19 protein-coding genes are annotated in these 21,512 nt (G+C 55.2%); 8 read left to right on the top strand and 11 right to left on the bottom strand.

Annotation, left to right across the window (positions count from 1 at the left end; translation table 11 throughout):
- Positions 1-224: 224 nt before the first annotated feature.
- Positions 225-1,241 (bottom strand): CNNM domain-containing protein, encoded by a 1,017-nt coding sequence (locus ACA062_RS10055; RefSeq protein ID WP_497456226.1) that lies wholly within the window; start codon positions 1,239-1,241, stop codon positions 225-227.
- On the bottom strand, positions 1,238-2,614 hold the full coding sequence (locus ACA062_RS10050; RefSeq protein ID WP_150788350.1) for a hemolysin family protein: 1,377 nt from the start codon (positions 2,612-2,614) through the stop codon (positions 1,238-1,240). Before ACA062_RS10050 ends, ACA062_RS10055 begins: the two co-directional genes overlap by 4 nt.
- Before the next feature lie 685 nt (positions 2,615-3,299).
- Between ACA062_RS10050 and ACA062_RS10045 the strand changes: the two genes are divergently transcribed.
- On the top strand, positions 3,300-3,965 hold the full coding sequence (locus ACA062_RS10045) for a DUF2076 domain-containing protein (protein ID WP_497456225.1): 666 nt from the start codon (positions 3,300-3,302) through the stop codon (positions 3,963-3,965).
- A 224-nt stretch (positions 3,966-4,189) separates the two neighbouring features.
- Entirely contained in the window at positions 4,190-4,810 is a 621-nt protein-coding gene (locus tag ACA062_RS10040) for a tyrosine-type recombinase/integrase (protein ID WP_497456224.1), read from the top strand.
- A 217-nt stretch (positions 4,811-5,027) separates the two neighbouring features.
- Here the strand turns inward: ACA062_RS10040 and ACA062_RS10035 are convergent, their stop codons facing one another.
- On the bottom strand, positions 5,028-6,086 hold the full coding sequence (locus ACA062_RS10035; protein ID WP_497456223.1) for an SDR family oxidoreductase: 1,059 nt from the start codon (positions 6,084-6,086) through the stop codon (positions 5,028-5,030).
- Between the two features lie 136 nt (positions 6,087-6,222).
- Between ACA062_RS10035 and ACA062_RS10030 the strand changes: the two genes are divergently transcribed.
- Positions 6,223-7,179: a LysR family transcriptional regulator gene (locus ACA062_RS10030; protein WP_497456222.1), complete on the top strand. Its 957-nt coding sequence runs from the start codon at positions 6,223-6,225 to the stop codon at positions 7,177-7,179.
- A 239-nt stretch (positions 7,180-7,418) separates the two neighbouring features.
- On the opposite strand, the gene ACA062_RS10025 is transcribed toward ACA062_RS10030, so the two are convergent.
- The 5 genes from ACA062_RS10025 to ACA062_RS10005 form a co-directional block, all read right to left on the bottom strand.
- A complete protein-coding gene (locus ACA062_RS10025; RefSeq protein WP_497334141.1) occupies positions 7,419-7,754 on the bottom strand; it encodes a hypothetical protein in 336 nt (111 codons plus the stop codon).
- Positions 7,755-7,829: 75 nt separating this feature from the next.
- Positions 7,830-8,390, bottom strand: a complete 561-nt coding sequence (locus tag ACA062_RS10020; protein WP_497456221.1) for an SCO family protein — start codon at positions 8,388-8,390, stop codon at positions 7,830-7,832.
- 3 nt (positions 8,391-8,393) lie between these two features.
- On the bottom strand, positions 8,394-9,530 hold the full coding sequence (locus ACA062_RS10015) for a hypothetical protein (protein ID WP_497456220.1): 1,137 nt from the start codon (positions 9,528-9,530) through the stop codon (positions 8,394-8,396).
- Between the two features lie 12 nt (positions 9,531-9,542).
- Positions 9,543-10,928 (bottom strand): multicopper oxidase family protein, encoded by a 1,386-nt coding sequence (locus ACA062_RS10010; protein WP_497456219.1) that lies wholly within the window; start codon positions 10,926-10,928, stop codon positions 9,543-9,545.
- Positions 10,929-11,364: 436 nt separating this feature from the next.
- Positions 11,365-11,721: a hypothetical protein gene (locus ACA062_RS10005; protein ID WP_497456218.1), complete on the bottom strand. Its 357-nt coding sequence runs from the start codon at positions 11,719-11,721 to the stop codon at positions 11,365-11,367.
- A 582-nt stretch (positions 11,722-12,303) separates the two neighbouring features.
- Here ACA062_RS10005 and ACA062_RS10000 point away from each other — a divergent pair.
- From ACA062_RS10000 to ACA062_RS09990, 3 genes are read left to right on the top strand one after another with little or no spacing between them, the layout of a single operon-like run.
- Positions 12,304-12,966 carry a hypothetical protein gene (locus tag ACA062_RS10000; RefSeq protein WP_497456217.1) on the top strand — a complete coding sequence of 221 codons (663 nt, stop codon included), beginning with the start codon at positions 12,304-12,306 and terminating at the stop codon, positions 12,964-12,966.
- Between the two features lie 42 nt (positions 12,967-13,008).
- Positions 13,009-13,830, top strand: coding sequence for a polyphosphate kinase 2 (ppk2, locus tag ACA062_RS09995; protein WP_497456216.1), 822 nt, complete (start codon positions 13,009-13,011; stop codon positions 13,828-13,830).
- A 49-nt stretch (positions 13,831-13,879) separates the two neighbouring features.
- Positions 13,880-15,670: a SulP family inorganic anion transporter gene (locus ACA062_RS09990; protein ID WP_497456215.1), complete on the top strand. Its 1,791-nt coding sequence runs from the start codon at positions 13,880-13,882 to the stop codon at positions 15,668-15,670.
- 12 nt (positions 15,671-15,682) lie between these two features.
- Here ACA062_RS09990 and ACA062_RS09985 read toward each other — a convergent pair whose 3' ends face one another.
- Complete coding sequence (locus ACA062_RS09985) at positions 15,683-16,051, bottom strand: DUF5064 family protein (RefSeq protein ID WP_497456214.1); 369 nt, start codon at positions 16,049-16,051, stop codon at positions 15,683-15,685.
- A gap of 105 nt (positions 16,052-16,156) precedes the next feature.
- Positions 16,157-16,342, bottom strand: coding sequence for a hypothetical protein (locus ACA062_RS09980; RefSeq protein ID WP_497456213.1), 186 nt, complete (start codon positions 16,340-16,342; stop codon positions 16,157-16,159).
- Positions 16,343-16,722: 380 nt separating this feature from the next.
- On the opposite strand from ACA062_RS09980, the gene ACA062_RS09975 reads away from it, so the two are divergent.
- Both ACA062_RS09975 and ACA062_RS09970 read left to right on the top strand, forming a co-directional pair.
- The gene (locus ACA062_RS09975; protein ID WP_497456212.1) at positions 16,723-19,653 is read left to right on the top strand and encodes a DEAD/DEAH box helicase; all 2,931 of its coding nucleotides are present in this window, start codon (positions 16,723-16,725) and stop codon (positions 19,651-19,653) included.
- A 398-nt stretch (positions 19,654-20,051) separates the two neighbouring features.
- The gene (locus tag ACA062_RS09970) at positions 20,052-20,375 is read left to right on the top strand and encodes an NUDIX hydrolase (RefSeq protein ID WP_497457394.1); all 324 of its coding nucleotides are present in this window, start codon (positions 20,052-20,054) and stop codon (positions 20,373-20,375) included.
- A gap of 165 nt (positions 20,376-20,540) precedes the next feature.
- Here the strand turns inward: ACA062_RS09970 and ACA062_RS09965 are convergent, their stop codons facing one another.
- A complete protein-coding gene (locus ACA062_RS09965) occupies positions 20,541-21,503 on the bottom strand; it encodes a LysR family transcriptional regulator (protein WP_497456211.1) in 963 nt (320 codons plus the stop codon).
- Positions 21,504-21,512: the final 9 nt, after the last annotated feature.

Genomic DNA, 21,512 nt, shown 5'->3' with positions numbered 1-21,512 from the left:
ACGCTTTCCAACCATGATAGGTAGAGAACGGCCAGAAGCAGCCGTTCAAGTCATTCAGCCCTAAACCAAAGATAACCAGTGAGCAGCTTCAATACGTGCTCAGCCGCATAGGGTCATGAGCTTGATCAGCAACGAAGCTAAGCTGAAAACTGTCTATACCAAGCAAGATGTAACTGCCAAGTGGTTACGGGCACACCCGAACATTTATGACATACATGCGACCGTTAGGTATTGGAGGCAGCAGGAAGCACTCGTTTGAGGATGTCGGCCAACGTAACAACGCCCAGCAAGCGATCCGCGCTCACGACTAAAGCAAGCTGAATGCTCGATTTACGCATGCGCGCAAGTGCTTCATAGACGGGGGTTTTCGCATCAAGCACAAAAGCTTCTCGTGCAAGCTCATGCGCAAACCGAGTCTCTGGCTCAAGCAAGGTGTCGCGTACGTGAACCACCGAGGGTTGTATACCCTCGGTTCCCAGCACGAGAATGCGCAGGTGCCCGGACTGAATGGCCGCAGTGCGGACATCCGCCACCGTCGCATCCCGCGTAACGTGAACCAGCGCCTCCCCCTCGATTAGCAGAGCTTCGACGGGTAGGGTGCCCAGGTCGATCAGGCCAGAAATCTGCTGCTGCATCTGCGGCTGTAGCGTGCCCACCTTCGCCGAATGCTCAACGAGTTGCCTTATGGTCTCAATATCCTGACCACCCACTGCGGCGCTTTCAACTGGCTCAACACCTGAGGCTTTTACGAGACGATTGGCGATTCGATTCACCCAGCGCAACAGCGGACGTAGCGGCCAGGTATAGATGCGCGAGACGATGCCAATTGCCAGAGCGGATCTTTCCGGGTGTGCAATGGCCCAGGACTTGGGCGCCATCTCACCGACAACCAGGTGCAAGAACGTCACCAGGAAAAGCGCGAAGCCGAAAGCTGCGCCACCAGCAGTCCACTCAGGCAAGCCCCACGAGATGAACACTGGGCCGAGCCATAAGTCGACCGCAGGTTTCGTTACCGCACCTAGGGCAAAGGTACACAGCGTGATGCCCAACTGAGCACCGGCAAGCATCAACGTCAAATCATTCATGCCGCGCAGCGCAGCACGAGCGGACAGACTGTTGACGGCCAGCTCTTCAAGGCGGTGCCGGCGAGCGCCGAGCAACGCGAACTCGATTACAACAAACAAGCCACTCAGCGCGATGAGCGCGACTGTTGCTATCGTAACTATCAGCGGATCATTCATTGGTCTTCCTCCGCCATAGACACTTTGACCAGCCGTACGCGAACGTCAGTCGGAACATGTCGTTCAATACGCAGTACATCAACTTCGAGTCGATATCTCACCGGCTCGTCGGAGACCAGCTCGGCAGCATCGATAGGTAGATCAATGGTGACTGTGTCGCCTTCTCCGGGCAGGGCGCCAAGCTCAGCGATCAGCATACCTGCCACTGTCTCAACATCAACGCGCGGCAGGTCGTGACCAATAATGCGCCTGACCTCGTCGAGGTGAACGTCGCCCTCCATTGTCCAGGTGTTTTCCCCTTCAGACACGATGGCATCGCCAACTTCTGCGTCATGCTCATCGGTAATTTCACCGACGATCTCCATGGCGAGATCTTCAATCGTAAGCACTCCAGCGAAACCACCATACTCGTCGATAACACAAGCTAACTGATCGGTTGTTTGAACCAACTGATCAAGAGCATCTGGCAGCAGCATCAGCGTAGGCAGCACCTTGGCAGGTCTCATCAGCGACGCAACGGTCTCATTACTGTTTCCCGTGGAAAGACGTGCAAGCACGTCGGCGAGATGTACAACACCCACAGGGGAATCATCATCGTCAATCACCGGGTATCGGGTGTGAGCGCGCGCCATTAGCCCTCGCAGCTCTTCGAGCGTCGTATCTGGCTCAACCCAGTCGACTTGTGATCTGGGCACCATAGCGTGCTCGACGTTGCGTTGCGGGAAGTCGAGGATGCGATCCATCATGAGTGAAAGCTCACGTGGTAGGTCGCCACTGTCACGCGAGTTCGCGATTATGTGCGGTAGATCGGTAGCCGAGGCGCTCACGTCGAGGTCATGAATCGGCTCAATACGCAGTAACTTCAGGAGAAGATTGGCAGATTTGTCGAAGAAACTGATTAGCCAGCCGAAGGCCGACATATAGAAGAGCGTGGAGCGGGCAAGCCCGAGCGACAGGGGCTCAGGGTTCGCAATGGCAAGGTTCTTCGGATAAAGCTCACCCACGATCATCTGGATAATCGTAGCAGCAACTAGGGCCATACCTGTACCGACGGCCACCCTGGCGTCGGGCGGAATACCGGTTCCTGCGAGCAAAAAGCCTAATGGCTCACCAACCAAGGGCTCAGCGACATAACCAACAAGTAAGCCTGTTACGGTAATGCCAAGCTGGGCACCCGACAGCATAAAGCTTGTGCGGTTCGTGACGGCTAATGCGCGCTTTGCCGACGTATCACCGGCAGCAGCCAATGCTGAGAGCCTGGTACGGTCAACCGCCATGTAGGCAAATTCTTGCGCAACGAAATAGCCGTTTACAGCGATGATCGCCAGGATGACCAGGATGCCGAGAATGAGGGTAGGGATAGTTTCGATCATTTGGTGGCACGACCAAATTCAGAATCTGGACAGCGGATGTGTGTTGCGGGGCTGGGGTCCACGAAGGATTCCATGCAGATAAGGAATCGAGAGCATACGGGCGTTTGCTCCGTGTCGTCTAGCTGGAGAACCTTTTCCGTTTGTGAATGCCGACTCCAATCGACCTATGGTCTAGAAACTGGAAAAGCGCAGCTGGCTGCCACCAGCACAATCGCATTCATATCACGCAAACATCGTCATGAAATTGAGCTGCGGCCCTCTACGATGAAACCACCTATTTGAATGCCTGAGGAAGCGCGGTTCACCGCTCCTGAAGAACCTCGATTTAGGTTGACTGACTTCCTCAGGACGTGAAGCTAGCGACAGGCAGAAATCGGCCATAAGTGACGAAACCATCCAGCAGTGAGTCGCTGACTCCGTGTGGTTTCGAACTTGCTTTGAGCTACCGCCGCCTTCAATAGACTCTTGAGGGCGGCGGTAGCTTGGCTGGGAAGTCATTTCCCCTATGGTCAGAAGTGCTCTTACACTCTTCTGAGGCCGTCATGTTCTGAAAAAATAATGTCACTGAAAATATCCATCCAGCGCTTGATCGCGTGTTGAAACCTCTTGAAATAGCTGTCTTTTGACATCGCTGAAGCCGCTTCTGATTATGCGTGCACCTGCCATAAGGCATTGAGTAGACACTATGCAACCTGAAGAGAAGAACCTGATTGATGGACTTTTTGCCCGCCTGCATGCTGTTGAGGGGCAATCCGCACCGCGAGAGCCCCAGGCCGACGCATTGATAAGGGAGCACGTTGCTCGTCAGCCCGCAGCCCCCTATTTCATGGCGCAGGCCATCATCGTGCAGGAAAATGCTATCGAGCAGTTGGACGCTCGCATTAAAGAACAGGCAGCGGAGATTGAAGCTCTCAAGGGTGCTCAGAACGCTTCACAGCAGAACAGTGGCGGTTTCTTGGCAGGCCTGTTTGGCGGTCGTAGCCAGGCTCACCCAGTTGAGAACCGGCCGGCCAGTTCCCAGGCTGGCAATACCGGTGCACAAAGCTCACTTGCCAGGGGGCGTTTCGGACAACAACCAGGTGCAGGACAGCAGCCAGGGTTCGTCCAACGCGGGGCGCCGGCGCAAGGTGGCGGCTTCCTTTCGGGTGCCTTGCAAACGGCCGCCGGTGTTGCTGGAGGGATGGTGCTTGGTAACATGTTGATGGGTATGTTCCAAGACGATGGTGCTGATCAACTTGCTAGCCAAGCACCTGTAGAAGAGCCACCAGTGGCACAGGAGGAACCCGCAGCAGATGACTACTATGCTGACGAGGGCTTCTTCGGTGGCGGGGAGGACGACGAGTTTGTTTGATTTCGCAAAATGAGCTAAAGATGCCGGTCTTAATGACCGGCATGTTTTTTACTCGTCCAAACGTTTCCAATGTTCGTCAAATTGAAGCTGGGAACGCCTATTAAAGATGTGACCCATGAGTACATGGTTGGAACTGCCATCTGAAGGTCCGCTTTGGGTCGGTAGCGACCACCACTCTTTCTGACTGATTCACCCTTGTTCTCCCTCAACGTGGAGGACGAGCCATGAACACTATCGCTAGACACAGCCATCAGCCTTGGAACAAGGGAAAGCTTATCGGGCAGAAAGCCCCACTCCGAGTCAGAGATGTCTGGGCCATTCGTGTCAGACTCCAGCTCGCGGAGAAGACACGTGATTTGGCGCTCTTCAACTTGGCCATCGACAGCAAGCTGCGTGCTTGTGACTTAACCAAGCTGCGAGTTCGAGACATAGCCCATGGGGAGCATGTCTCGTCACGGGCCATCGTGATGCAGCAGAAAACTCAGCAACCTGTGCAATTCGAAATCACTGAGCAAACTCGAACGGTTTTGGAGGCGTGGATGCATCAGGCGCACCTCCGCAGCGAGGACTTCTTGTTTCCAACTCGATTGCACGCTTCAGAGCATCTTTCCACCAGGCAATACGCTCGAATAGTCAAAGCGTGGGTGACAGCCATTGGACTAGACCCAACCATGTACGGCACTCATACACTACGGCGAACCAAGGCATCGCTGATTTATCGCAGGACGAAGAACCTGAGAGCTGTGCAGCTTCTGCTTGGGCATACAAAGCTTGAAAGCACTGTCAGATACCTGGGAATCGAGGTCGATGATGCCTTGGAAATGGCGGAACAAACGGAGGTCTGACCCTCCATAGTGACGGTCGATGTTTGACCGTCGCTATCCGACCCATAGCTGCCGGTCGCCACAGGCAGAAATCGGCCAAAAAGCTGCCTCTCGACAAGGGCAGCCATCGGCCAATAGCGGTCAGTACAGACTTTATCTTTGCTGCGCTTCTCAAGCGCAGCATTGCCGCTGGCGAGATTGCGTAAACCAGCGGCAATCCAAACGACTACTGATCTCTCTACGGAAGCACTCGCTGCTTCTTGAGGCTATCCAGCGCATCGAACAGCGAGGCTTTCGAGTCGACCCTTTCAGTAAATCCGTACCGGTAGATTTTGTTCGTATCCGAGATGATGTCCGTCTCGGTGTGAAAGATGAAATCTCCGAATCCCCAGCCGACCAACTTGCCCAGATCAGGCTGGATCAAATTGTGGCGATCGGCGATTTCCCGCCACAGCGCGGCCTTGTCGGGCATGTGGCGTGCAAGCGTCAACGGAACCGGAGACGCCGTTTCCATCCCGAAATGTTTGGCCGTGTCTTGCCACATACGCTCCCAGCGAAAAATGTCGCCGTTGGCGACGTTGAAAGCCTCTCCACCAGCAGAGTCGCTGAGTGCAGCCCAGACACTGGCCCGTGCCAGTAACCCCGCATCGGTGAATTGCAGCAGCTGACCGTAGGCTTTATCGGTGCCGGGAAATCGCAACGGGATATCCAGCGCACGGGACAGCTCGGTGAAAACGCCGATGACCAGCGCGATATTCATCGTGTTGCCGTAGATATCCCCGACCACCAGATCGGGACGCAGCGCCACGTAATCCCAGCGGCTGTGTTCGGCACGCTTTCTAAGCTGGGCTTCCTGTGCAAGGTACAGGTTCGGTGGCATATGCCCCGCATCGCTTTCCAGTGCGGGCGTGCGAACCTTCGCGCCGAGGTGAGAGCCGTAAATTTTGAAGCCCTGATAGATGACCACGCGCTGAAGAGCGGAATTCGCCTGCTCAAGTCCATCCAGCACATTGGCCAGCATGTTGGCATTGCGACTTGCTTCCACCGCCAGATCCGGATCAGGACTGAAGGCCGCGTAAAAAACATGAGTCGTGTCTCGGCCAGGGTTCACCGCGATGGCCACGGCATCGGCATCCGTTAGATCCGCCAGTATTGTCTCGGTACCCACGACGGTTCGGCGATCCAGCGCCCTGACCCGCCAGCCTTCGCGCTTCAGTTCCTCTGCGACGGCATGGCCGATGATGCCGTTCGCGCCGACGACGAGCGCGACTTTGGGGTTTGCCATAGTCGGGTTCATGCTGTCTCACCATTTCGAATTCTGATCATTTATGTATCCTTCCGTCCTTGTACACGGGGTTGAGAGAGATGATGCCTACGGGATGATCTGTGATATAGACTGCTATCACGAATGGCTTATATGACATAAATTCACAATGGCACGTTGGGATATCAACCGTCTGGCAGAGATGGAAGTGTTCGTCCGGGTTATAGAACTCGGCAATTTTTCGCTCGCGGCGCGGGACTTCCGCATGACACCCTCGGCGGTCAGCAAGTTGTTATCCCGCCTGGAGACTCGCCTTCAGGCACGCTTGCTGAACCGAACGACTCGGCGACTGACGCCCACGCCGGAAGGCCATTCGTTCTATGAACAGTGCGTCAGAATTCTTGCGGATGTGGAGGATGCTGAACGCAGCACCTCCGGACAGGGCGATCCACGGGGGCTTCTCAGGGTCAGTGCCAGTGTGCCTTTTGCCCGAGGAGTTTTATTACCCCTCATCCCCGAATTCCTCTCGCGCTACACAGGTATAGAGCTGGATATCGTACTCACGGATCAAGTGGTGAATCTGATTGAGGAGCGCACCGACGTTGCGATCCGTCACGGCCCGCTGGAAAGTTCGCGCCTGGTGGCGAGAAAGCTCGGCGAAACACGGATGGTCGTCGTCGCAGCTCCCCAGTATCTGGAGCGCTATGGCCTGCCGACCGTGCCAGAAGACCTGACCCGCCATAACCGCTTGGACTTCGGTTACACACGCACACTGAAAGGCTGGCCTTTCATCGTGAATGGCTCGCAATGGATTGTCTCGCCAGTGGGTAATGTGACGGCGAGTGACGGTGAGGCTCTTCGCCAGCTAGCACTGGCAGGAGTAGGCTTGGCTCGTCTCGATGAATTCCAAGTGGTTGACGACATTGAATCAGGAAAACTTTTGCCGATACTGCAAGCCTTCAACCCTGGAGACATTGATCCCGTCCATGCGGTATTTCTCGGCCAAGGCACGCAGATGCCGTTACGGGTTCGTGTTTTTCTCGATTATCTGGTCGCGAACGTACAACTCAAAAGGCTGGAACATGGTCAAGGGCCTGATGAAAAGCGGATGGGCGATGCTTGGTAAAACATGTGCTTCGTAAATGCCCACCTGGCCACATATGCTCACTGGAGCGCCACTTAGTCCGCAATGGGTCGATTTCTGCCTGTCGCGATCGGCTGAAACCGACCCTAAGCTGCCGGTGGGAGAGGCGGAATACTGCGGCACAGGGACTTCCTGTCACGAAAAAAGCCGGCAATTTTGCAGGTTTTGGATCGTGAGTTAAAGCCTGACAGGCGAGCGCAACACAGGAGTGTTTTTAACAATTACTTCAGTGTGATCGCCCACGTAATAAAGCCTGCAATGCCCGTCGTGCAGGTCAGGGCAGTCAGAAAAAGACCGTCGATTAACTTTTCCAACAAGTGATTTCGGTTCAACTGTCTGGTACGCAGCGCCCAGTACGATAGAAGTGTTGTGACCAAGTACAAAATGGCATTGATCGCAAGAAAGTCATCCCCCAGCGAATCCTCACTTCTCAACGTGGTCACCACTTGAAAAATCCCGATCACCGTAATGCATACGCCGACCATGGCGGCAGAAGCGGTAAAGATATGAACACAAACGTCTTCGTTCAAGCTGACAGGAGACTTTGTTTCGTTCATGGCATTTTTCCGCGCATGGGTTAACAACCTGATAACAGAAACGCCGCTCCCATCCGTCTGACCGATACAGGCACGTCAGGCCGAGGCATCAGTCAGTGCAGCGACTATCTGTTTCTCGATTTCCTTTTCATCCAGCCCACGCCCGAAATGCTTGAGGTAGCGGCCTTGGGCATCGAGTAAAAACAGGAGGGTGGAATGATCCATCATGTATTGCCCCGGTTGATCGCCGGTCGGCACTTTTTTGTAATACACGTGATAGGCGTCGGTGATGCGGGTGATCTCTTGCGCCGAGCCGGTTAAACCTACGAAGTTGTCGGAGAAGTACCTCACGTACTCCTTGAGCTTTTTTGGTGTGTCCCGTTCCGGGTCGATGGTGACGAATACCGGTCGTACCGAAATACCCTGCTGTTGTTGTAATTGCCGACTGATGCGGGCCATTTTTGCAAGGTCAGTGGGGCAAATGGCCGGGCAGGTCATGAAGCCGAAATACAGCAGCGTGGGCTCGCCAAAACTGCGCTCCGTGACGCGCTGGCCATTCTGATTGGTCAGCTGGAATGGCCCGCCGATATCGGTGCGGGGCGCCGCTGTCGTGCAGGCTGCCAATCCGATCAAAAACAGCGTCGTTAGCCACTTCATTGCTCAGTACCCTCCCGAATAGGTCAGCGCCAAGCCCACCAGTTCGGACATCTGGCCGTCCTCTTTCTGGGTGCCGGCCGACAAGCCAAGTTTGATCTGACCAGTGATGTTGTAGGTCAGGCTCAACTCGTTGAGGTAGTCCTGCCGATCCGCGCCCCCGGTCGATTCGCGATGCTTGTCGGTGCGCGTCGCGCCCAGCGCCCAGTCGCCGAAATCGAAGGTCAGGGAAGTAGTCAGGTAGCGGGTGTCATTGCCCTTGATGCCATCTTCGCTGTCGACATCGGCGAATTCGATGAAGGGCACGATATCGAAGTAACGCCCGTCCAGTGTAGGCTCAAGATCGGTACTCGGCGCATAGGCCCAGATATAGCGGGCCGAGGCGATCTTGATGGTTTCATCGTCTTCGCCAGGTGGATCGGGCTGCGTCGTATCCTCGGCCTGTTTGTTGAACATATAGCCAGCCTGCATTTCCAGATAAGGCACCGCCGGAATCGCTATCCAGTTCACCGTCATCGCATAGGAGTCGAGCTTGCCGGTATTCGATGGCCCGCCATCGCTGCGCTGCAACTTCTCGCCATGGCGCAGGTAGGGCCGGCCGAGAAACGAATTGTCCGCGGTATACACGCTGAGGTTGGGTTCAATCATCCCCAGTTTCTGGTCGAAAAAGCGGTACGCCACTGTGCCGCCGAGCATGCCGTCGAGGTCGTAGGTGGCGACGTAATCATTGGTGTAGAGGCCGGGCGCCTGGTCCTGCGCCCGACCGAACGGCACATGGTATTTACCGACCGAAAAGGCCGAGTTGGCGTTGTTCTGGTAGTAGTTCAAGTCATTGATCACCAGCCCCACGTCTTCGAAGAAACGCTTTTGCCCAGGTTCAGGCCCGGCTACGGGATTGATCTCGGTGGACAGCTGTATCTGCTGATCATGGGTTAAGCGAAAGTAGAACGTGGTGTTGATGTCCGGGTACGCGTCCCCGGTGTTGCGGTTGCCGCCCTGGGGCGAATCGCCATGAACGTGGTCATATTGAAACGTCGCGTCGTAATCCATGCCGACATTGGGGTACTGCCCGTCATCGGCCAGCGTCGACTCAACGGCCCACACCGATCCCATCAACAACACAGCCAAGCGATAGTTGTACATGGTGTACCCCTTTTACTTGATCAGCGGGCTGGACGCTTTCGGGTCCTGTCCGGTGTTACGCAGGTAGGAGCACAACTGGTTGTTTTCACCGTACAGCCCGCCGAGGGGTTCAAGCTTGACTGCCTGTTCGTAGTCCTCGGGCTTGACCACCTGGATCGCCTGCATCATGCCGCCGTCCTCATGTTCGAGGATGTGACAGTGGTAGACGAACTTGCCGAGAATTACCGGATCGCGAAAGGGGATTCGCACGGTGATCGAGCCTGTGGCGGGTATGAACACGTTGTCCCGATAGCCGCTGAACTGCACCGGTTTATCGTTGATTTCGGTAACCTGGAAGTCCACTTGGTGAATATGAAACTGGTGCAATTCCTGGGACGGATTGAACAGGCGCCACTCTTCGACGTCACCAAGTTTGACCGTGGTGTTGACCCGGTCCAGCTCGAAACGTGTGCCGTTGATCAGGAACGCATTGGGGTCGGTGTCAGAATCCTGGAAGGCGAACTGGCGCGTATTGTTCACTGCGATCTTGCTGAAGTCCTCGGCCGTTGGGTAGGCGCTGGTGATCTGCCGCGTCGCGACCCGCTCACCGCTGGAGCGCAGCACGGCAAGTTTGGCTTCGGGATAGTCATCGCCCGCCGGGCCAGTGTTGCCGGAGCCGGTTTCGATTTCATAGGATCCCGCCGGTGGCCCGACAACCAACACACTGAAACGCGCCGACGGCCCGATCAGCACTTGGTCAGTGTCGACCCTGCGCGTAACGGTGTTGCCGTCGCGCGACAGCACCTGCACCGACTGGCCGTTGATGCGAATTCGGAAGTACTGGTTGGCGGCAATATTGATGAAGTGCCAGAGTTGGGTTTCCCCCGGCTTTATGTCGATGATCGGCACTTCCTGGCCATTGATCGTGCGAATCGAGGGCGCGCTGGTGATGATCTCGCTGGCGACTTTGCCGGTCAGTGTTTTTTGAAAATTACGCAGGACCAGGAGTTGTTCCTTGATGCCCTTGAGTTCGGGGAACGGGTCAAGCATGCCATCGACCAGGATAGGTCCGGCGATCCCTGCCGACACCTGGCGCTGGGATCCCCCATGGAAATGGCTGTGATACCAGTAGGCGCCCGGGCTGTGAGCCAGCGGTAGTTTGACGTTGTATATGCCAATCTGATGGGGCTGGGTCACGCGAAAAATATTATCGCCTTCGTCCAGGGGCGACACCTGCATGCCGTGAAAATGCAGGTTGGTGATTTCGTCCATACGATTATCCAGACGGATCGCCATGGTTCCGCCCGGTCGCGTGCGAATCAGCGGCGAATCGTAATCGCCGTTGAATACCAACGAAACATATCGCTCATTGCCCACATTGACCTGTTGCTCGGCCGCCGTCAGCGTGGCATGAGTCACACCATTGCCATCGTATGAAAACTCGGGGTTTTGCCGCAGAGGCTGGGACGCAGGCTCCGTGGAGCTTTGGGTCGAGCATGCGCTGAGCGCAAGAGCGACCACGCTCGCGCAGAGTGCAAAGGCACGGACGCCGAAAGCGCTTGGCATGTTTGCGACCTCCAGTAGCATGGCAGGGAATGACAGTTGTGATTCAATCCGCCCGCATGTTGCCGAAGGTGAGCAGCCCACCGCGCAATGTGAAAAACCAAGTCCTGCGTGGCCTTGAGTAGATTTGCGCGCAACGTTTTGCAGTGTAGAACAGACACGAGCAGGCGCAAGGGCCTGGATCCATGCCTACACTGATATCCCGTACTCAGTGAAAAACGGGACTGAATCAAGATTTCTCCTGCTGGCAGGAAGAAAATCGATCGCTTACCTTGGGCTCATCGTCCAGCCCTCAAAGGTGTTTTTTCTCTTCCTTGTCTAGATGACGATCTTCTTTATGTTGTTCTTTTTCCAGTTTTTTTGCTTCTTCATCGACGTCTCTTGTATCGCGATCAACATCTTTGTCGACGTCTCTAACACCATCCCTGACATCATTGGCAACATCACCTTCGGCAACGACGATGGCCGAATGAGAAATCAGACCTGTGATCAAAAGAAACGCTACAAAAATCAATCTGTTGGCTCGCATTGGGAAAACTCCCGTTGTCGTTAACACTCTCGGCGGTGATCCGGCAAAACCATTACTCATTTTATTTCGGTACCAGGCACGAAAAATTGGGACCACGACGAGCGTTGCATATCGTTTCACTGGCACCCCTCCGAGACGGTTACGAAGGGCTGACTAAGCGAAAGGCCGGCATTAGAGGAAAGCTTAGCTGCCATTTTCCATCACTCCATCCGATGGCTGCTTATGGCCCGATTGCTGCCTGTTGCGAGGGGCCGCTATTGGCCGATTGTTGCCTGTCGCGACCGGCTGAAAACGACCCAGGTTGTGTGAAAACGTTTTAGAGCGAGTTTGACAGTCAGAACCGCAACGAAAATCGCGTTCCTACACAAATTTCAGGTCTGTTGACCAACAAAACTCTGGCAGATTTTACGTAGCAACGCAGACTTCACAACGGTGCATGCGTTTTCACACAGCCTGGACCCATAGCAGTCATTCGCGATTGGCGCTCCAAAGGTAGGGAGGTACATATATTCCTGCGGAGTGATGTCCAGATTAATGGCGGGCATCGGGCATGTGGAACGAGACAAGTTGTTCGATTGAGCTAATGTCTAGTTGTTCGCCTTGCCAGTCACAGCCTAATCAGCTCGTCCCTGTAGTGGCTGGTGAGGCGAACTCTTTCTAAATCCCTATCGCAATTCGATACAGCGTGGCGAGGATGACCGCATGCAAAGCACTGGAGAGCAAAAGCGAGCCCGTGTGCTTGAACCGGTCGAGCGTGTCACGGAGGTCATCTTTGGCCTGCTCATGGCGATGACTTTCACTGGAACGATCAGCGTGGCGACGGCTGGCCAGGAGGCGGAGCGTACGATGATGGTCGCCGCGCTGGGTTGCAACCTCGCGTGGGGCCTCGCGGATGCGCTAATGTATCTACTGCGAACCCTGATCGAGCGCACACGCAACCGCACGCTACACACAAGTCTATGCGGCGCGACTGATGCAGCCACCGGGCAAGCGCTCATCGCTGAGGCATTACCCCCTCGTATCGCGGCAGTGGTCGGCACGGATGATCTGGAATCGCTGCGTCGCCGTGTGCTCGAGTTTTCATCTATGCCCTTACCGCCGCGCCTCGGCTGGGATGATTTCAAGGGGGCGGTGGGTGTTTTCCTACTGGTGGTGCTCTCGACATTTCCGCTTGTGGTGCCGTTTCTGGTGCTGGATCAGACGGCGCTTGCCGTACGCGTTTCTAACCTGGTCGGACTCGGAGTGCTGTTCATCGCCGGTTGGGTACTCGCGAAATACGCTGGCGCAAAACCGTGGCAAGGCGCAATTGCGTTGGCAGTCACCGGCGCTGGTCTGATCACCGCGATCATCGCGCTCGGTGGATGAACAGATTGCAACCCTACGCTGTTTATTGGTGAGGTCTCGATCATGGCAAAAGACAAGAAAAAGGTCCCCAAGAGTCACTCTGTTGAAAGCCTGAAACTGAAGAGCAAGGATTATCTTGAGCAACTGCGCAGCCTGCACGTCGAACTGGTCAAATTGCAGGAGTGGGTAAAAGCCAAGGGCATCAAGATCTGTATCGTCTTCGAAGGGCGCGATGGCGCCGGCAAGGGCGGGACGATAAAAGCGCTCACCGAACGCGTGAGCCCCCGTGTCTTTCGGGTGGTGGCGCTAACGGCGCCGAGTGAACGAGAGAAAAGCCAGATGTATGTCCAACGCTACCTGCCGTACCTTCCCGCGGCTGGCGAAGTGGTGGTCTTCGATCGCAGTTGGTACAACCGTGCGGGTGTTGAGCGGGTGATGGGATTCTGCACCAAAGAGCAGGTTGCAAGTTTCATGAAGACAACGCCGCTGGTGGAGCGTGCAATCGTCGACTCTGGCGTGATCCTGCTCAAGTACTGGCTAGAAGTCAGCGAAGACGAACAGACCCGCCGGCTCCAGGCACGCATCAAGGACGGACGCAAAATATGGAAACTGACCCCGATGGATCTCAAGTCATACAGCCGCTGGTATGACTATTCACGCGCGCGTGATGACATGTTCAAGGCGACCGACACCGACCATGCCCCATGGCTGGTGGCCAACTCGAACGACAAGCGCCGGGCGCGCCTTAACATCATTACCGATTTGCTCAGCCGTATCCCATACGAAGATGTTGCGCGCGAGGAGGTAATATTGCCCAAGCGGCAGAAGCCAGGTGGCTATCGCGACCCGGATTATCCGCACCGGCGAGTTCCCGAAAAATTCTGACGGACACGTTTAAGCGAATCTGCGCTGTACACCAAAGGGCCACAGTTCCATGAGCCATTCGGATTCTTCGCCTCCCGCCCCGGAACCGGGCCGAATTGTACGTCGCGATGCCAGCGGTGAGACCGGCTGGGGACGTTGGTTTCCTGGACTCCAAACGTTGCGCGTTTACCAGGTCGCCTGGTTGCGTCACGACATCATCGCCGGCCTAGTGCTCACCACGATGTTGGTGCCCGTGGGCATCGCCTACGCCGTGGCATCGGGCGTACCCGGCATCTATGGCCTCTACGCGACCATCGTTCCGCTACTCGCCTACGCATTGTTCGGGCCTAGCCGGATTCTGGTGCTGGGCCCGGATTCGTCATTGGCCGCCGTTATCCTGGCTGTCATCCTCCCCCTGTCGGGTGGCGACCCTCATCGCGCCGTTGCCCTTGCAGGCATGATGGCGATCGTGTCGGGAGCCGTGTGCATCCTGGCAGGCATCATGCGGCTGGGCTTCATTACGGAGTTGCTGTCTAAACCCATCCGTTACGGGTACATGAACGGCATCGCGTTGACCGTATTGATCAGCCAATTACCCAAAATATTCGGTTTTTCGATTGAGTCCGATGGCCCGGGGAGAAACCTGTGGGCCATCGCCACCGCGGTAATGGAAGGAAAGACCAACTGGACCGCGTTCATGATCGGCGCAGCCACCCTGATCGTGATCCTTCTGCTCAAACCCTACAAACGGGTGCCAGGCATCTTGATCGCAGTGGTCGGTGCGACTATTGCCGTCGGTGTGCTGGATCTTGGCGCGCGTGCCGGGGTGTCGGTGCTCGGTGCTCTTCCTCAAGGTTTGCCTGCGTTTGCCATTCCTTGGATCACCCGCGCCGATATTGTCCCCGTGCTCATTGGCGGTTGCGCCGTCGCCCTGGTGTCGTTCGCCGACACCAGCGTGCTTTCTCGTGTCTATGCAGCGCGGACCCGTACCTACGTGGACCCGAACCAGGAGATGGCGGGGCTCGGTTTTGCCAATCTCGCGGCTGGATTTTTCCAGGGCTTTCCAATCAGTAGTAGTTCTTCACGTACCCCCGTGGCTGAAGCCGCAGGCGCGAAAAGCCAGTTTACCGGCGTTGTCGGCGCGGTGACTGTTGCCCTGCTGCTGGTGGTGGCGCCGAACCTGTTGCAGAGCTTGCCCAGCAGCGCACTGGCAGCGGTCGTCATCGCCTCAGCCATCGGTCTGATTGAAGTCGCCGACCTGCGGCGAATCTATCGCATCCAGCGCTGGGAGTTCTGGCTGTCGCTCGTCTGCACCGTCGGCGTGGCTGTGTTTGGCGCGATTGAGGGCATCGGCCTGGCCATCTTGATCGCCGTCATCGAATTTCTGTGGGATGGCTGGCGGCCGTATTCCGCAGTGCTGGGGCAAGCCGAGGGCGTCAAGGGCTACCACGACATCCAGCGTTATCCCGACGCGAGCCTTATACCTGGCCTGGTCCTGTTTCGCTGGGATGCACCGTTGTTTTTTGCTAACGCCGAACTGTTCAATGAGCGAGTGCTTGACGCAGTGGCTGCATCGCCTACGCCCGTACGCTGGTTAGTAGTTACTGCAGAACCCGTCACCAGTGTGGACGTGACCTCGGCAGACATGCTGGGTGAACTGGACGAAACCTTGCACGCGGCGGGCATCAAGTTGTGCGTGGCCGAGATGAAGGACCCGGTCAAGGACAAGCTGAAGCGATTCGGGCTTTTCGCAAGGCTTGGCGAAACGGCGTTCTTTCCAACCATAGATGATGCAGTCAGCAGCTATCTCGTGATTCATCCCGTGGATTACCGGGTCGGCAGGACGAGGCTCGCTGAGTAGTACTGGAGTCACTCAACGACGGTCGTTCTCAGCGTTATCCAGATTGACCGACTCGCCCGGTTGGACGCCGAGTTTGTCGCGAATATCCTCGAACATTGCGTCGTATTCTTTGTGCCCGCGCATGATGAGACTGGCATTGGCGGGTACTCCATGCTTGACCGCAGCCTTGGCCACTCGGCTGGCAAAGTTGAAGGCAGTGTCGCGGTGCATATCGAATTCTTCAGTAAAGGTGCGATCTGATACCTCTCCAACCATCTTGAAGTGCATCAGCATGCCTTCCTTGGGGTCGTGACGAACTTCATAGAAGACATCAATGCTGTATTGCGGTACTCCCGGGTTGCCAGGAGTGTTGGAACGATGAAGACGCCCTGGTGTAAACATGGGATGCTCCTTTGGGGGGTAGCCCTGTAAAAATTAGTTTTGGACATCTCATCAGCGAGCTTCCCTCGAGGCGTTCGCAGCGCTCAAATCTTGCATCTGAGATGATTACATTCTATTCATTCGGGGTTGAATTTGTTGTCGGGGGATAATTCCCATTCCCGTGCGAGCTGGGCTGCCATCCATCGTTTGCTTGTATTGCAAATTATCCTCTTCTTTTTGGTCGTGACAGGACGCACCACCGAGACAGATGGTAGCGGCAATTAAAAAAATAGGACTCAAATGCTTGATCATCGGAATCTCCACGCTTTGAAAGATCAAGTGGCTTCGATTCTCTCCATGTAATCGCATTAGGTAAGAGCTTAGGCGAAAGCTAGGGGTTACCTACTGCTGCCCGATAGTCGGACCAAGCTGATTGTGTCTAAAAAGCCTTAATGAATGGGTGATTGCTTTTGGCCAGTAAACGCCGGACACCTACGTCCGCTATTGGCCGATAGCCGACGCTCACGTACGACAGCTTTCGGCAAAAGCGGGCACGACAGTTCGGCCATCCTGCGTGGGGCTCGACTCGTTTTGTCCGTATCTCTAAGCGGTTAAGGTCATGGAAAAAATAGGGGCGTGCTACCATATCGCCATCTTTTCCCAAGAAGTTTTTCTGCCTCTAGGTATTCGCCATGGACGATGTAGTCATAACGCATTTGGATGTGTACCAGAGCTGGCAAAACCATCTCTTCAATTTCAGTATCGACGATCCCAAGACGAACGCACCCGGGCTGCGCAAGCCGCAACTGGCTGCGCTTTACGCCACCTTGGGGCACCTGGTGGTTGATCCTTCTTCGACCGCCACAGTGGTCATGCCGACCGGTACAGGGAAGACTGACACCATGCTCGCACTAATCATCGCTGCGAGGATGGCCAGAACCTTGATCCTGGTTCCCTCGGATGCCCTCAGAACACAGTTGGTGGGCAAGTGCACGGAGATGAAGACACTCCGCACCGTGGGGGCGATATCGGACATAGCGCGCAACCCTATTGTTGCAGCCATCGATTCGAAGCTGTCTCAGGCGCAGGTTGCAAAATTAGCTACTGCCAACATCATTGTGGCCACCCCCCAAGCCCTACTGCTATTCGAAGACGCTGCCTTGGGGGCGCTGGTGAACATGTGCAGCCACCTGATGATCGATGAGGCTCACCATGTGGTGGCAGCGAGTTGGAACCGAATCAAAACCGCCTTCAGCGGCAAACCTTGTATTCAGTTCACAGCGACGCCATTCCGGGAGGATGGTCTGGCTCTGGCCGGCAAGATCATCTACAACTACCCGCTCCGGGATGCGCAGCTTGATGGCTATTTCAAAGGCATCGAGTTCCATCCGGTACGAGAATACAACCTCAAGCTGTCTGACCAGGCCATCGCAGACAAGGCTGTTGAGCTGCTCCGGGCTGACCTCAAGGCTGGGTACAACCATTTGATGATGGTGCGAGCCAAGTCGCACAAGCGGGCGACAGACCTGTTTGAGATTTATAAGCAGCACGTCGACCTAACGCCAGTCCTGATTCACAGCAAGGTGCCGAACCAAGCCAGAGTGATGGCGGAGATCGTCGAGAAGAAGCACCGGATCATCGTCTGCGTCGACATGCTTGGGGAAGGCTTCGATCTGCCTGAGCTCAAAATCGCCGCAATTCATGATCAACATCAAAGCCCCGCGGTGACGCTCCAGTTCATTGGTCGGTTGACGAGGGTTGATGCCGCCCTTGGTGATGCCAAGTTCGTGGCGAACATCGCTAATCAGAAAACCGACCACCAGATGGCAGAACTCTACAAGGAGAGTGCTGACTGGGGTGCAGTCATTCGCAACGTGAGCGAGCAAAAGGTAGGTCGGGAAATTGAGAGGGCTGACTTCAACGAGCAGTTTGCTGACGGTGACGATGCCCAAGTGATTTTTGGGCTGAACCCGAACCCCAAAATCAGCGCCGTGGCGTATCACGTCTCCTCTAAAGACTGGACACCACAGCGTGCGCAGGGTCTGGATGGACGCAGGGAAACACTGCAGTACATCTCGATCAATGATCAGGCCGATACCGTCATTGCCGTGACTCGGCGAGAGACTATGGTTGGGTGGGCTCAAACCGAAGAAATCGTCGATACCAATTGGAATCTGTACATTGCTTTCTATAACAAGGCGCAGAAAACCCTGTTCATTCACACCTCAGGTGACGATACCCAGGCAACTCGCTTTCTCAACCTGGTAGCCAAAGACCCTCGTCGCATCAATGGTGAGCCGACCTTCCGTGCGCTCCACGACATCAAGCTGATGAAGCTGCAGAACGTTGGCCTGTCCCGCGCCCGGAAAGACCTGCGATTCACGATGCACGTGGGGCGCGATATCAACCAGGTGATTAGCGACATCGAGAAAGGCAATGCGACAAAGTCCAACATCTTCGCCACCGGTTTTGAGGATGGAGAACGAACCACTGTGGGCTGCTCGCACAAGGGCAAGATTTGGGAGATGAACTCCTCTCCAATCAACTACTGGGTCGAGTGGTGCAAGCGCATGTCGGTCAAACTCAACGACAACACCATCGACCCTGCTGACGTACTCAAAAATGTCATGCGTGTTGACCAAATCAAGGACAGATGGCCAGAAGGCCTGTTCTACGCCGACTGGCCTCTGTCGATCGCGATCGAAAACGAGCAAAGGATCTCGCTATATTTTCAGGGAGAGACTTTCAACCTTCTCGACGTCGAGCTTGGTAAGCCTGAGTACAGTGGAGTGCGGACGCTGGAGATCCCCGTCCTTGTCGTGGGTAACGATGGCGAAGAACGTCGCCTCACTACCATCGCCATCAAGTTGTTGGAGGACGGATACAAGACCTCCTGCCCAGGTGTGAAGATCCTTTACCCCCACGAAATGCCACTGGACTCCTACCTGGATGCAGAGCCGCTTGTTTTGCTCAAGGTCGACGGTTCCATGGTGCAAGGCAACTACCGTCAGTACTCGCTCAACAGCATGGATGTAAAACTGCCTGCCGGTTTGCTCGAACCCTGGGATTGGGGAACGACGAAAATCCATCAAGAGTCCATGCGTGCAGACCGACGTAAGGACTCAGTACAAGGCTTCACCTTTGACAAGATCGCTGATGACTACTCCATAGTCTTCAACGATGACGGCAAAGGCGAAATTGCTGATCTCGTGGCAATTCGGGAAAACAAGGACGCCATTTACGTCGACCTTTACCATTGCAAATTCTGCCCCGTGACGGACGCCCCCGGGGCCCGCGTCGCCGACGTCTATGAAGTATGCGGTCAGGCGTCGAGATCGGTGAAATGGCTGTACACGGACGATAAGTTCTTCAACCGACTGATGGATCGTTACCAGCAATCACTGCTGAAGGACTTCGACAGAATCCTGAAGGGCACGCCTCAGCAGTTGGAGATACTGCGCAACAAATGCCACGACCATGAGCTGATCTTCAAATTTGTGATCGTCCAACCCGCGATATCAGCGAAGAAGGTGTCGAAGGAACAGTTGGCCGTCTTGGGAACGAGCTACTCATACATCAAGAGTATCTCGGGCTCGGACATCAAGGTCATTGTCAGCCCTTAATTAAATTGCACCAGCGGAATTACAGCTGATTTCGCTGATGTCATGCTGTTATCTGCGGTTCCGATACCGACTTCGCTTTTGCCATCACGAGCTTGTGACAGCCGAAGCGTCCTAAATTTCTAAGGTGCTCGATGACAGCTTCTGGCCGTTCTCTTCCGGTCATGTCTCCACAAGTCTTGCTGGTCAAATACGGTGCACATGACTGGTCAGGTCGAAAGCAAATGGGGGGCAACCTCGTGCAATTACCCAACTGTGATCTGAATATGGCCGAGAGCAAAATCCTCATGCTCTGAGGAATCCATTCAAAGCATCTGGTCAAGTCCCATGCAAACAGCTGGTCAGGTCCAATGCAAATGGGTGGTCATATGCAACGCAAACGGGTGGTCAAGTAGGGTGCAATTTCCCAGCTCGTTCGCAAACAGAAGTCTAAATGGGTTCTTCCTGGCGGCAAGGTGGAAATGGGCGAAGCGGTAGCTGGGGCCGCTATTCGAGAACTCCGAGAAGAAACGGGGCTGAACGTAGATCAGCTTCTGTACGTTTTTGAGCTCGAAGCGGGCAACACCCGCCACCATGTTTTTGAAGCCTCCGTCTTGGGTGCGGAAGACGCAACGCCTCAAAATGAGATCTCCGAGTGTATTTGGTATTCACTCAACTCGATCTATGACCTGGATACAAGCGATGCTACGAGGTCAATTATCAGGTCTTTTTTGCGCCGTCTTTGAATCCAATGGTTTATTGGTTCATGGGCATAGGTCATCGCCGCTGCTCAGTCTCAATGTCCCAATTGGGTCGTTTTCAGCCACTCGCCACAGGCAGAAAACGGCCAAAAGCAGCCGGCCAAGGATCGATGAACCGGGAGAAAATGTGCCGTCCTGCTTGCCTGCAAACTAGAACACAGATGGGGTTGAGGCATCAAACGGCTGCGGATTGCCGGGCATCCTGCCCGAAGGCGTTAAACAAGCTCCCAACACCTCAAGCAACGCACGCACCTTGGGAAGACTCTGTCGGCTTTTTAGCCACACTAGATTCATCGGTAAGCTATCGACAGCCAGATGGGGAAGCACCTCCACAAGAGCTCCACTTTCCAGGTACCGATTCACTAGCCAAGTCGGTAGCTGGGCAATTCCCATTCCTGCCAAGGCGGCCATAAGCTGGCCCTCCCCATCGCCTATCGCAATTCGTCCGGGCATGATATGGCGATCCACATTGCCAAGCAGCCCGGATAAATACCAGGGACTGACTGCGCCATCATCGTGCCCATACAGCACGCATTCGTGCTCCTCTAACTCGTACTCAGACTTCGGCGTCCCGCGAGCATTCAGATAGGAAGGCGCAGCGCAGAATAACAGTCGCTGAGCGCCCAGATATTTGTGCCCTAAAAGCGCCGGCCATGCGTCTGGAGTACCAATACGCACCACGATGTCGATGCCTTGTTCCACGGGGTCGATAAATCGATCAGAGAATGTCACGTGGGGCAGCAGCAGAGGATGGTTGCGCAAAAAATCGAGCATTAACGGCAGCACATGGATACGACCATAGGACGCAGGAAGGTCTAGGCGAACCTTTCCACGAGGTTCGGAATTCTCTGTTCCAAGCGACTGCTCTGCTTCTTCAAGACAACCCAACACCTCGGAGCACGTCCGATAATATTGGGTACCGGCATCGGTCAAGCAAAGCCGGCGTGTCGTACGGTTGAACAACCGGGTATTTAGTCGCTGCTCCAGCCGAGCGATCCCTTTGCTGACTGCCGAATTAGTCAAATTCAAGCGCTTTGCAGCGGCGGAAAAGCTGCCCATGTTAGCAACGCAGACAAAAACGTTGATTCCTTTCAAGTTGTCGGAAGAAATCATAGCCCCTCT

It is taken from the genome of Pseudomonas sp. LBUM1679, from assembly GCF_059695565.1.
The sequence above is the reverse complement of the archived record's forward strand: the minus strand, read 5'-3'. Positions and strand labels throughout refer to the sequence as shown.

Bases quoted from the DNA above. Each gene is read 5' to 3' on its own strand.
- ACA062_RS10055 (WP_497456226.1), bottom strand. From the start codon at position 1,241: ATGAATGATCCGCTGATAGTTACGATAGCAACAGTCGCGCTCATCGCG.
- ACA062_RS10050 (WP_150788350.1), bottom strand. From the start codon at position 2,614: ATGATCGAAACTATCCCTACCCTCATTCTCGGCATCCTGGTCATCCTG.
- ACA062_RS10045 (WP_497456225.1), top strand. From the start codon at position 3,300: ATGCAACCTGAAGAGAAGAACCTGATTGATGGACTTTTTGCCCGCCTG.
- ACA062_RS10040 (WP_497456224.1), top strand. From the start codon at position 4,190: ATGAACACTATCGCTAGACACAGCCATCAGCCTTGGAACAAGGGAAAG.
- ACA062_RS10035 (WP_497456223.1), bottom strand. From the start codon at position 6,086: ATGAACCCGACTATGGCAAACCCCAAAGTCGCGCTCGTCGTCGGCGCG.
- ACA062_RS10030 (WP_497456222.1), top strand. From the start codon at position 6,223: ATGGCACGTTGGGATATCAACCGTCTGGCAGAGATGGAAGTGTTCGTC.
- ACA062_RS10025 (WP_497334141.1), bottom strand. From the start codon at position 7,754: ATGAACGAAACAAAGTCTCCTGTCAGCTTGAACGAAGACGTTTGTGTT.
- ACA062_RS10020 (WP_497456221.1), bottom strand. From the start codon at position 8,390: ATGAAGTGGCTAACGACGCTGTTTTTGATCGGATTGGCAGCCTGCACG.
- ACA062_RS10015 (WP_497456220.1), bottom strand. From the start codon at position 9,530: ATGTACAACTATCGCTTGGCTGTGTTGTTGATGGGATCGGTGTGGGCC.
- ACA062_RS10000 (WP_497456217.1), top strand. From the start codon at position 12,304: ATGCAAAGCACTGGAGAGCAAAAGCGAGCCCGTGTGCTTGAACCGGTC.
- ppk2 (WP_497456216.1), top strand. From the start codon at position 13,009: ATGGCAAAAGACAAGAAAAAGGTCCCCAAGAGTCACTCTGTTGAAAGC.
- ACA062_RS09990 (WP_497456215.1), top strand. From the start codon at position 13,880: ATGAGCCATTCGGATTCTTCGCCTCCCGCCCCGGAACCGGGCCGAATT.
- ACA062_RS09985 (WP_497456214.1), bottom strand. From the start codon at position 16,051: ATGTTTACACCAGGGCGTCTTCATCGTTCCAACACTCCTGGCAACCCG.
- ACA062_RS09980 (WP_497456213.1), bottom strand. From the start codon at position 16,342: ATGATCAAGCATTTGAGTCCTATTTTTTTAATTGCCGCTACCATCTGT.
- ACA062_RS09975 (WP_497456212.1), top strand. From the start codon at position 16,723: ATGGACGATGTAGTCATAACGCATTTGGATGTGTACCAGAGCTGGCAA.
- ACA062_RS09965 (WP_497456211.1), bottom strand. From the start codon at position 21,503: ATGATTTCTTCCGACAACTTGAAAGGAATCAACGTTTTTGTCTGCGTT.